We start from the raw sequence: 11,491 nt of genomic DNA, 5'->3' as shown, positions 1-11,491 counted from the left end.
GTTTGTCAGCTGTTGCCGCAAATACGACTTTGAATATGAACACTTAAAATAACAATTATGGAATCTAAAGCGAAACAGACATTATCGAATCGGCGGGAGATGTTAAAGCTGCTGGGCTTGGGCTCGGCTGCGGGTGCATTTGGACTCATGGGTATGGGTGAGGCACGTGGTATGGACCGGTTGACGCCACAATATGCGCGCGGTGCGGCACCGGTTACGATCACGCGTGTGCGGGCAATTACGACGGCCCCGGGTGGTGCGAATCTGGTGATTGTAAAGGTTGAAACCAGCGAGCCGGGTCTTTACGGACTTGGCTGTGCTACATTTACCCAGCGAGCCGCGGTAGTGGTACCCGCGATTGATATTTATTTAAACGAATTCTGCCAGGGACGTGATGTGGATAACATCGAAGACATGTGGCAGGCGGCATATGTAAGTTCGTACTGGCGGAACGGTCCGGTGCTGAACAATGCGCTTTCGGGTCTGGACCAGGCACTCTGGGACATTAAAGGCAAGCGTCTTGGGGTGCCGGTTTACCAGCTTCTGGGTGGTAAAACACGGTTTGCGATTGATACTTACGCACACGCAAGCGGACGTGATATCGAAGAAGTCTGCGATAATGTTGCGGGCTATGTGGAGCGCGGTTTCCGGCATGTGCGGATCCAGCTGGGCGCATACGGTGGTGTGGGGCTCGACAAGGACTATGTTCCTGATTTCCGGGCGGCGGGCTACGGTAAGGAGGGCGACGAGTACATGGACCAACGGTCTTATCTGGAAACGGTTCCCAAGATGTTCGAGGCTGTACGGAAGCGGTTTGGGGAGAAATTGGAGCTGTGCCACGACGTCCACGAGCGCGTGGAGCCGATGGACGCGATCAATATGATCAAGCGCCTGGAAGAGTACCGGCCATTTTTCATTGAGGATCCGTTCTCGCCCGAAAACATGGGCTGGTTCCGACAGCTCCGTGCATCGACGACGGTTCCGTTGGCGATGGGCGAACTGTTCAATAACATCAATGAGTTCCGGGACTACATGAAGGACCAGCTGTTTGACTATATACGGATTCACATTTCGCAGATCGGTGGCATTACACCGGCAATGAAGGTTGCCCGCCTGGGCGAATGGTTCAATGTGAAAACGGCATGGCACGGACCGGGCGATACTTCTCCGGTTGGACATGCGGCAAACAACGCGATCAACGCCGCAGTTTGGAATTTCGGCATCCAGGAGTCCCAGTTTTTCAACGAGCGGGTTCATGAGGTACTGCCCGGTACACCGGTCATTGAGAATGGGTACTTCCAGCTGAGTGACAAACCGGGACTGGGTGTGGACATCAATGAGAAGGAAGCGGCGAAATACCCGATCGGCACCCGCTCGCGGTGGACAATCCGCAAGGGAGACGGTACGATCATCCGGCCTTAAAGGACTTGACAGTCATTAATAACCAATATTAGCATCATGATGCGGAATGGACTTATGGCATGCCTGCTGGCAACAGGTATGCTATACATAAACTGTACTGGAAGCGGCACAGCCTATGAATATAAGACCGGGACAGACTGGCCGGTTTACGGTGGCAACAAGGCCGGGAACCGGTATTCACCGTTAACGCAGATTACCCCGGACAACGTAGGCCAGCTGGAGGTTGCATGGATGTTTGATGCAGCTGAAACACCGGAACCCGGCAAGGAACCCCGTGCCCTGCAGATCCAGACCCAGCCGATTGTGGTGCGGGGCGTGCTGTACGGCACGACACCGGGGCTGAAACTGTTTGCGGTAGATGCCGCCACAGGAGAACTGCGCTGGAAATTCGACCCGCCGGAAAAAAGGATACATGTAAACCGCGGTGTGGTGTACTGGGAGCGCGGAGACGACCGGCGTATTTTGTATACTGTTGGCCCTAATCTGTATGCGGTTGACGCCGACCGTGGCGTACTGGTTGAAGGTTTCGGCACGGGTGGCGCGGTAAGCCTTTACCAGGGACTGGATGACGGACTCGACCGCGAGGTTTCAGGACTGAACATCAATGCGACAAGCCCCGGTGTGATCTATAAGGACGTGCTGGTGATGGGCTCATCAGTATCGGAGGACGGTAATGCGGCACCGGGTTATGTGCGGGGTTTCGATGTGGTAACAGGCAAACTGCTATGGGTATTCCATACCGTGCCGCATCCCGGCGAGGTAGGGTACGATACCTGGCCCGCCGATGCTTACCAGCGGATCGGCGGCGTAAACAGCTGGCCGGGAATGGTGGTGGACGAGTTGCGGGGTACGGTGTATTTTGGTACAGGCTCCCCCGCTTCGGATTTTTATGGCGGCGACCGCCCCGGCGCCAACCTCTTTTCCAACAGTATCGTTGCGCTGGATGCGGAAACGGGGAAGCTCAAATGGTATTACCAGACCATCCGCCACGACCTTTGGGACCGGGATATCCCGAGTCAGCCGAACCTGGTAACGGTAAGACATAACGGAAAATTGGTGGATGCGGTGGCGCAGGCAACCAAGGACGGGCTGGTTTATGTGCTCGACCGGGATAGCGGCGAGCCGCTTTTTCCGGTTGAGGAACGACCGGTGCCCACCGTCGGCCTGCCGGGCGAACAGGCCTATCCCACACAGAAATTCCCGCTCAAGCCGGCCCCTTTTGCCCATCAGGTATTTACCGAGGATGACATTACCGACATTTCCCCCGAATCGCACGCCTATATCCGGGAGCGGTACCTGAAATACCGGACCGACCACAAGTATACCCCACCCAGCGTAGAGGGGACGATTCTGTTTGGTTACAGCGGTGGAGCGGAATGGGGTGGCAATGCCACGGACCCGGAGGGCATATTGTATGTCAACTCGAATAATGATCCTTGGCTGCTCCAGATGGTGGATACAGCAACGCTTAGCGCACAGACCGCTAAATTATCGGAAGGACATGCGCTTTATGCGGTAAACTGCGCTTCATGCCACGGGGCTGACCGCCAGGGCAACGGATTGGAATTTCCTTCGCTCCGGGGCATTGGCAGTAAACTTTCAACGGCTCAACTGAAGGCGCTTATTACCGCGGGAACGGGACGAATGCCCTCGTTCGGCCACCTTCCCGAAGGTGACCGTGAACGGATTGTGGATTACCTGCTAAATCCCGATGCTGCCCGCCCGCGTACAGGTGGCGGAAGGCGCGTGGAAAGCGGTGAGCCGGCGACGGAGGAGCGGCAGCCATTCGGCTTTAAGCCGCTTTATGTTAAAAAAGTGTGGGAACGGCTGACAGACCAGGACGGTTACCCCGGGGTAAAACCTCCCTGGGGAACACTGAATGCCATTGACCTGAATACCGGTGAATACGTGTGGCGTGTTCCGCTGGGCGAGTATCCGGAACTGACGGCAAAGGGTGTTCCCATTACAGGTACGGAAAACTACGGCGGACCGGTGGTTACGGCCAGCGGACTGATTTTTATTGCCGGTACACGGGATGAGCGGATCCGCGCATTTGATAAAAAAACAGGGAAGGTTTTGTGGGAATACCAGCTGCCGGCGGGCGGATTTGCTACGCCAATTACCTATGAAGTGGATGGCCGGCAATACGTGGTTATTGCCGCCGGTGGGGCAAGGGGCGCGAAGCTGGGGGGAAATTACATTGCATTTGCACTTAAATGATCTCCCGTTTGGGGACTGACAACGTGGATATCCATAAATCGTTTAGCTGAAGCCGCGACACAGTCATTTAACGTCGCTATATTTGCGTCCGGATAATGTCAATTAACCGAATGACGGGAAAGGCGGCATCCGGGATGGAAGCAAGGCAAAACTTTTTTGCTTATCTTCAAGTATTATTTGTCGGGAAAACAAATAAGAGGAATCGATAATCTCCACTGTTAGCAACATGAAAATAGGCATAGCGGCTGACCATGCCGGTTTTGAACAGAAACAGGCTGTGATAGCTGAGTTAAGCAAGCAATACGAAGTGGTTGATTTCGGTGCAAAGACATTCGACCCTGACGACGATTACCCTGATATTGTGGTGCCGTTGGCAGAGGCGATTGCCAGCAAAGCGGTTGAGCGGGGTATTGCTATCTGTGGAAGCGGGGTGGGTGTATCCATTGCCGCCAATAAGATGTCCGGCGTACGTGCTGCCCTCATTACAGACACGTATTCTGCCCGTCAGGGCGTGGAACATGATGACATGAACCTCTTATGTATAGGCGGTCGGGTTACCGGCCCGATGCTTATCCGGGAGCTGGTCGATACCTTCCTGCGGGCCCGGTATATCGGCACGGGCCGATTTGAGCGTAGGCTGCAGAAAGTCATTGCATTGGAACATCGGCGATGATCACATTCACATAATGGAAACAATTAAAGAAGGATAATATGAGTCAATACGATTTTGGTATTGTGGGGCTGGGTGTGATGGGAAGAAATTTACTCTTGAATATGGCCGACCACGGTTTTGCCGTAGCAGGGCTGGATCTGGATGCGGCAAAAGTTACTTCGCTGGAGAAAGAAGCCGCCCGTGACCAACAGGTGATGGGCACCACCTCGGTAGCGGAGTTTGCCGGGTCGCTTAAACACCCAAGAGCGTTGATGCTGCTGGTGCCGGCGGGAGGACCTGTCGATGCTGCCATAGCATCGCTGCTTCCTTACCTGGAGAACGGGGACATCATTGTGGATGGTGGCAATACCTACTTTACCGATACAGACCGCCGGGTAACGGAGCTTGCAGCTAAAGGGATTCACTTTTTCGGGATGGGTATCTCGGGCGGCGAACAGGGTGCCCGTTTCGGGCCAAGCATGATGCCGGGCGGCGACCGGCGTGCGTATGAACGGCTGCGCCCCGTTTTTGAAGCCGTTGCCGCGAAGGTAAACGGAGATGCGTGTGTGGCCTACATGGGCAGCGGTTCTGCGGGGAACTATGTAAAAATGGTGCATAACGGTATTGAGTATGCGATTATGCAGCTGATTGCGGAAACATATGATCTGCTAAAGAGGGGGCTGGGTTTACCTGATGACCGGCTGCAGCAGACGTTTGAAGCCTGGAATGAAACGGAACTTAATTCCTTTTTAATTGAGATAACGGCCAAAGTGTTGAATGAGGTTGATACCGAAACCGGGCAACGGCTGGTCAATGTTATTTCCGACTGGGCAAAAGCCAAAGGCACGGGAAAATGGACGTCGCAAAATGCAATGGACCTACAGGCACCTGTACCAACCATCGACGCCGCGGTGACTATGCGTGACCTATCCAAGCTCAAGACTGAACGTACGGAAGCGGCAAAGCGGTTACGCTGGTCGCCGGTAGTACATGAATCATTGCTCGAAGATCAGTTTATAGCGCAAGTGAAAAATGCATACTACGTTGCGATGACAACGATTTATGCACAGGGTATGACTCAGTTGCGGATTGCATCTGAGGCTTACCAGTATGGGCTGCAACTGGATGAAATCATCCGGATCTGGCGTGGCGGATGCATCATCCGTGCGGCTTGCCTGGAAGACTTCAGGGCGGCTTACCAACGGGATCCGGCACTCCCCAACCTGTTGCTGGATGACGAAATCGGCCGTCGGGTCGTCAATATGCAGCAACATCTCCGTACCGTCGTCACTGAAGCCGTCAACAGGGGGATCCCTGTACCGGCCTTCATGTCTGCGCTTGCTTACTTTGACGCCTACCGCAGCGAAACGTTGCCGACTAACCTGATCCAGGCGCAGCGGGACTATTTTGGTGCGCATCAGTATGAGCGGATTGACCGTGAAGGGGTATTCCATACCCAGTGGAATGGATGATTAATAGATAGCGTTTTATTTGGAAAGTGATGAACATGAAAGCAGGCAAAAAAATAACCCCAACCATCATTATCATTTTTGGCGGTACCGGAGACCTTGCCAAAAGAAAGCTGATTCCCGCATTTTACAATCTCTACCTGGAAGGGTGGATGCCTGATAAATTTGCGATTATTGGACTGGGGCGGACGCCGTTAACGGACAAGACGTATCACGAACACCTGCATGAAGGCTTGTTGCAGTTTTCTAGAAGCGGCGTACCTGACAAGGAAAAATGGAAACAGTTCAGTGCGTCGGTTTCCTACCTTAAATCAGACATTAACGATCCGGAAGCGTATCAGCAACTCGGATCGGACCTTGCCAAACTGGACAGCGAATGGAAACTGCGTGCAAACCGGCTGTTTTATTTATCGATTGCACCACAGTTTATCGATATGGCCGCAACGAACATCGGTAAATATGCATTGGCGAACGAGGCTACCCAGGACCGTATCGTGATTGAAAAACCTTTTGGATACAATAAACAGACGGCCGTAGCCTTAAATCAATTATTTGGAAATACCTTTCAGGAAGAACAGATTTACCGTATTGACCATTACCTGGGCAAGGAAACCGTACAGAATATCCTGGCTTTCCGTTTTGCCAATGCGCTGTTTGAACCGTTGTGGAACAGAAATTATATCGATTATATCCAGATTACGGTTGCCGAACAGGTGGGTGTGGAGGACCGCGGTGGCTATTACGAACAGTCCGGCGCGCTTCGTGACATGATCCAGAACCACTTGTTGCAGGTGTTATGTATGGTGGCCATGGAAGCACCCATTTCATTAGCAGCCGAAGAAATACGTAACCGCAAAGTGGACGTGCTGCGTGCAGTCCGCCGGTTTAAGCCGGAGGAAATACATCAATATGCAATAAGAGGACAATACAATAGTGGCTGGCTAGCCGGCAAAAAGGTGCCGTCATACAGGCAGGAAAGCGGCGTGAACCCTTCTTCCAATACGGAAACTTTTGTCGCTATGCAATTATACATTGACAATTGGCGGTGGCAGGGGGTGCCGTTTTATTTACGGACAGGGAAGCGGATGCAGGAAAAGACCTCTTCCATTACGATTCAATTCCGTCCGGTACCCCATTCTACCTTTTCGCCGGCACAGGCAGGCAACCTCATGCCCAACCGGTTAACCATTAATATACAGCCGCAGATGGATATCCGTTTGCGTTTTACAACCAAGAAAACCGGATTGGAAATGAGTCTTAATCCAGCGGAAATGGTGTTTGACTACGACAAGTGTTCTACGCAGACTCCCGAAGCATACGAAACGTTATTATTGGATGCCATGCGGGGCGACGCCACGTTGTTTATGCGCTCTGACCAGGTAGAAGAGGCCTGGGACGTAATAACGCCGATATTGGAAGCCTGGGAAAGCAGAGACTCGCTTGATTTTCCTAATTACGCTGCCGGCACCTGGGGTCCGGAAAGCGCAGAGGCGTTAATTGCCCGGCAGGGTCATGTCTGGGCATTAAATATGCATACCTAAAGCAGAAAGTTATGGCAAACCGGATTAAGCAATTTTCAACGATACCGGAGTTGAATATCGATCTAGCTGCATTGTTTGTACAGGCAGCGACACAGGCAATCGCCGAAAAGGGACATTTTACCGTAGCGCTTACAGGTGGCTCCTCGCCGGTCGGATTATATGAGTTACTGGCAACATCTCCTTACCGGGAACAGATTGCCTGGGAACAGGTGTATGTTTTCTGGGGGGATGAGCGATGGGTGCCGCTGACTGATGGTCGCAGCAATGCGAAAATGTCATTTGAAACACTGCTTAACCATGTGCCGGTACCTGATGAGCAGGTTTTTCCGATGTGGTCAGACGAGTTGAATGCCCTTGATTTTGCAGTTGAGTATGAGCGACTGCTGAAACGGTACCTGGGAGACGACGGCGTGTTTGACCTGATCCTGCTGGGCATGGGAGCAGATGGACACACCGCATCCTGGTTTCCGGGAACGGCTGTGCTGGATGAACGTGCAAAATGGGTAGACGCCTATTATTTACAATCACAGGAAATGTATCGCATTACATTGACGGTATCATTGGTTAATCATGCGAAACAAATTGCCGTAGTTGCCTACGGCGCTAATAAAGCGGAAGCCCTGCATCAGGTATTGGAAGGGACAGCCAATCCACAGGTATATCCAGCCCAGCTTATTGACTCCGATGATGTCACCTGGTTTGTTGACCAGGCGGCCGCGTCCAGGCTAACCCGTTGATGTCTCCCTTACACGGCGCAATAAAAATCTCACGGTTCCTTGCCCCGCTCAAATAATTTTTTATTTTTGACATAAAACTAAATCGTTATGGGAAAATTTGTTGTAAAAACCGCAAAGAATGGGCAATTTCATTTTGCCCTGAAAGCAGGAAATGGTGAAACCATTTTAAGCAGCGAAATGTATAACTCCAAAGCGTCGCTAAAGAACGGCATTAAATCGGTTAAGGAGAATGCATCCAAGGATGAACGTTATGAGAAGAAAACGTCGACAAACGGTAAGCACTATTTTGTCTTAAAGGCCGGTAACCATCAGGTCATCGGAAACAGTGAAATGTACGAAAGTGCTTCGGGAAGAGACAACGGTATCTCCTCCGTCAAAAAAAATGCACCGGAAGCCGGAATAGAAGAGGCTTAACGAGACAAACACATTACGCAGCATAACCCCCCGTAGCAAGGGGTACGGGATGGCTTGCTGTTTCTTATTGTTACTTACGTATCTCTTTTACGGGTAGGATAGCCGGATGTGCTATGCTAAAGAATCTATTACACCCGTAACAGCCCCCGGAATCCCCTGGCGCCATAATAGGAGTCGGCACCATTGTGATAAATGAAGACGCGACCAAAACGCCAATCACCGAAAATGGCGCCGCCAAGTTCCCTGACATTTGACGGGGTTTCTACCCAGCTTGATGTTTTTGTGTCGAACTTCCCCAATTGCTGCAGGAGCTGGTATTGTTGTTCGGTCAACAGGGTGATGCCCATTTCGGCGGCCATGTCTTTCGCGCTGTTTTCGGGTTTATGTGCTTTTCTGGCATCAAGTGCTTCACGGTCGTAACAGAGACTTCTGCGGCCTTTTGGGCTTTCTGCTGAACAATCGTAAAAAATATATTCACCGGTGTCCCTGTCGTGTTCAACCACATCGGGCTCGCCGCCAGTGTTCTCCATGTTATGGAGCGACCATAATTTTTCGGTATTGGCCTCCAGCCTAGTTTGTACCTTCTCCCAATTCATGCCTTTATGCCGGTTCATATTTTTCTCGAAACGGAGTTTCAATACATGCAACAAGTCTTCCCGAACGGTTGGTGCCAGTTCTTTCGTGTTTTTCATTGTCTTTATACTGTTAATTAAACTGCAATTTTCTGCTTTCGGGCCTAAAAAGCCAGGAAACGATGGTAAGGACAAGTAACAATGTCGGTCCAAAAAGTTCTTTTGCGCCGTTTCCAATGACCAAGTGTGAGACGATTGCTCCGGTCATTGCAAAAAAGAAACCGGCATAAGCCCATTCTTTAAGTAAAGCAAATTTAGGGATAAGTATGGCAATAACGCCTAGTAGCTTCCAAGTACCCAGTATGCTAAGTAAATAAGCCGGATAACCCAAAAGCGTCATTGCATCTGTTTCCTCTTTCATTTTGATCAATTGCACGATTCCGGTTGAAAACATTCCCAGTGCCAACCAGCAAGTAGCAATCCAGTAGATGATTTTGTTTCGCTTTGTCATAATGTCTTTGTTTAAAGGGTTATTTTAGTTGAATTACAATTTCCTGCAATCGATTATGTGCCATATTGATACCCTGCACAAAAGGCAGCTGCAACAGTTGGTCCCGGTATGCAACCGACTTAAACACAATATGCATCTGGAGCCTGCTGGTGTCGTCCGTGAGTTTTTCAAAATCCAGGAATTCAAGCTGAACGGCAAATGGTGTGTTCTCCATTTCGAATGTCCGGGTAATTTTTTGGTTTGGAATAAATTCATGGATGACCCCGTTGGACTGAAAAACGATATTACCGTGAGGATCACTAGTCTCAAATCGCCAGCCGCCGTGTTGTCTGCTTTCCAGTTTCAATACTTTTGTTCCCATCCATTGCGAAACGATCTCTGGGTCTACATATGCTTTAAAAAGCAATTCAACGGGCAGATCAAACTCCCTTGTAATGTGTAATTCCTGTTTGCCTTCTTCGGCATGTACTCTTGTTTTTCTTTCCATGATCAGTGTTTGGATTGGTATTCTTTCATGATGGTTTCCAATTTGTTGAACCGGTCATCCCACATGTTGCGGAAAGGTTCGATAAAGTCGGCTATATCTTTGAGTTTTTTCGGATTGAGGTGATAATAGATCTCCCTGCCATTGTACTCCTGCTCCAGGATTTCACAGGCTGTGAGGATTTGTATATGTTTTGAGATTGTTTGCCTCGATGACCCGAAATTTTCTGCTATTGCACTGGGTGTCATGGCCTGGAGCGCTACCAAGGTAATTATTGCCCTTCGGGTAGGGTCAGCTATGGCCTGAAATACATCTCTTCTTAATTCCATTATGCAGCTATTTGACTGCAAATATATATGCAGTCAAATAGCTGCGCAAGTTTTTTTGTAATTTTTTTACAATCGACAAGTTGCAGTACGGAGATATCAGTCTTTTTTAACGAATATTGCTTCTGTGCTGCGATCCGAACGGGTCCCGATTCTGGTCAAACCGGAATCATACAGCCCGGCAAGTTATTGGAGGGAGTCGCAGGCTGATAAAACAGAACGGGAATACAACCGGTAAAATACCCGCTTTCGGGTATTTTTTTCCTTACGGTATCCCCTTATTTTAGCTATTTACAAGTTTACATTCGTTTATTTAGCATGGATGCCAATCGTTTTCAGGACCAAAAAAAGCGTCTTTCCGATTTCTACGAAGAAGTTTGGGTATGCTGTCCGCAGTGTGCCCTAAAGGCAGTTGCAAAAGTCGACCACGAATCACACCGGGCGAGATTGGTGTGCTTAAGCTGCAGCTATAATCGTGAAAGTTCGGATGAAATATCGTTTTTAGGCATAAACGGAAAATGGATTATGCCAGCCCACGCGTACTTTGATGGAACGCTTTGGCTGCAATATCCCTTTAAAAATGAGGTGTTCTGGGCCTATAACTTGGCTCATTTGGAATATCTAGAGCGGTACATTGCTGCCCGGTTGAGGGAACACAAAGACCGTTCGCATTTCACTTTGCTGGAAAAACTCCCCCGCTTCTATCATGAAGCCAAGAATAGGGCGCCATTGCTGAGAATCATAGCCCAGCTGAAACGAAAATAGGAACAACTCATTTTAACCAGTTACGAAGCAAAAATAATATCAGTTAATAAGCCTCACGTGGCCGACAAGCGCATTGTTTACGATCACGTGCACGGCGCTAACCTTTGATCGTTTCGTGTACTTACGCTGCCTTTGTGCTTACGAATAAAAAAGGAAGGAAAAGAAAAATTGATGACTTACTTTTCTCGGGAATCATCGTAAGTCTTGCATGCTGAAAAAAATAAAAAGCCTGCAAACCTGCAAGCTTTTTTTGTGTTTTCTAGATGTAGCCCGTAGGGGAATCGAACCCCTGTTTCAAGAATGAAAATCTTGCGTCCTAACCCCTAGACGAACGGGCCGAGTTTTTCGGTCTGCAAAGATAGAAGTAATTCCATTCCC

At 50.0% G+C, this 11,491-nt stretch carries 12 protein-coding genes and 1 tRNA gene; 8 read left to right on the top strand and 5 right to left on the bottom strand.

The annotated features are described in order from the left end of the window. Positions 1-57: 57 nt before the first annotated feature. The 7 genes from NEV57_RS06145 to NEV57_RS06115 all read left to right on the top strand — a co-directional run bounded on the left by NEV57_RS06145 (position 58) and on the right by NEV57_RS06115 (position 8,455). A complete protein-coding gene (locus tag NEV57_RS06145; protein ID WP_257657421.1) occupies positions 58-1,422 on the top strand; it encodes an enolase C-terminal domain-like protein in 1,365 nt (454 codons plus the stop codon). Positions 1,423-1,458: 36 nt separating this feature from the next. Next, the gene (locus NEV57_RS06140; RefSeq protein ID WP_257657420.1) at positions 1,459-3,642 is read left to right on the top strand and encodes an outer membrane protein assembly factor BamB family protein; all 2,184 of its coding nucleotides are present in this window, start codon (positions 1,459-1,461) and stop codon (positions 3,640-3,642) included. A gap of 226 nt (positions 3,643-3,868) precedes the next feature. Further along, entirely contained in the window at positions 3,869-4,315 is a 447-nt protein-coding gene (locus NEV57_RS06135; protein WP_257657419.1) for an RpiB/LacA/LacB family sugar-phosphate isomerase, read from the top strand. Between the two features lie 38 nt (positions 4,316-4,353). Beyond that, a complete protein-coding gene (gnd, locus tag NEV57_RS06130) occupies positions 4,354-5,766 on the top strand; it encodes an NADP-dependent phosphogluconate dehydrogenase (RefSeq protein ID WP_257657418.1) in 1,413 nt (470 codons plus the stop codon). Positions 5,767-5,801: 35 nt separating this feature from the next. Further along, the gene (gene zwf / locus NEV57_RS06125) at positions 5,802-7,304 is read left to right on the top strand and encodes a glucose-6-phosphate dehydrogenase (protein WP_257657417.1); all 1,503 of its coding nucleotides are present in this window, start codon (positions 5,802-5,804) and stop codon (positions 7,302-7,304) included. Positions 7,305-7,315: 11 nt separating this feature from the next. Beyond that, positions 7,316-8,041: a 6-phosphogluconolactonase gene (gene pgl, locus NEV57_RS06120; protein ID WP_257657416.1), complete on the top strand. Its 726-nt coding sequence runs from the start codon at positions 7,316-7,318 to the stop codon at positions 8,039-8,041. 87 nt (positions 8,042-8,128) lie between these two features. After that, positions 8,129-8,455, top strand: coding sequence for a YegP family protein (locus NEV57_RS06115; RefSeq protein WP_257657415.1), 327 nt, complete (start codon positions 8,129-8,131; stop codon positions 8,453-8,455). Between the two features lie 128 nt (positions 8,456-8,583). Here the strand turns inward: NEV57_RS06115 and NEV57_RS06110 are convergent, their stop codons facing one another. Genes NEV57_RS06110 through NEV57_RS06095 form a run of 4 tightly spaced genes read right to left on the bottom strand, consistent with a single transcriptional unit; the run spans position 8,584 to position 10,351 of the window. After that, the gene (locus tag NEV57_RS06110) at positions 8,584-9,147 is read right to left on the bottom strand and encodes a DUF4256 domain-containing protein (protein ID WP_257657414.1); all 564 of its coding nucleotides are present in this window, start codon (positions 9,145-9,147) and stop codon (positions 8,584-8,586) included. A 13-nt stretch (positions 9,148-9,160) separates the two neighbouring features. Beyond that, on the bottom strand, positions 9,161-9,538 hold the full coding sequence (locus NEV57_RS06105; RefSeq protein WP_257657413.1) for a DoxX family protein: 378 nt from the start codon (positions 9,536-9,538) through the stop codon (positions 9,161-9,163). A gap of 19 nt (positions 9,539-9,557) precedes the next feature. Beyond that, a complete protein-coding gene (locus tag NEV57_RS06100; protein ID WP_257657412.1) occupies positions 9,558-10,025 on the bottom strand; it encodes an SRPBCC family protein in 468 nt (155 codons plus the stop codon). A 2-nt stretch (positions 10,026-10,027) separates the two neighbouring features. After that, positions 10,028-10,351: an ArsR/SmtB family transcription factor gene (locus tag NEV57_RS06095; protein ID WP_257657411.1), complete on the bottom strand. Its 324-nt coding sequence runs from the start codon at positions 10,349-10,351 to the stop codon at positions 10,028-10,030. 315 nt (positions 10,352-10,666) lie between these two features. Between NEV57_RS06095 and NEV57_RS06090 the strand changes: the two genes are divergently transcribed. Then, a complete protein-coding gene (locus NEV57_RS06090) occupies positions 10,667-11,113 on the top strand; it encodes a hypothetical protein (protein ID WP_257657410.1) in 447 nt (148 codons plus the stop codon). Positions 11,114-11,379: 266 nt separating this feature from the next. On the opposite strand, the gene NEV57_RS06085 is transcribed toward NEV57_RS06090, so the two are convergent. Then, a tRNA-Glu gene (locus NEV57_RS06085) sits at positions 11,380-11,451 on the bottom strand. Between the last annotated feature and the right edge of the window lie 40 nt (positions 11,452-11,491).

Source organism: Parapedobacter lycopersici, from assembly GCF_024643285.1.
GTDB lineage: Bacteria > Bacteroidota > Bacteroidia > Sphingobacteriales > Sphingobacteriaceae > Parapedobacter > Parapedobacter lycopersici.
Note: the sequence above shows the minus strand (reverse complement) of the source record. Positions and strands in the feature narration are given on the sequence as shown.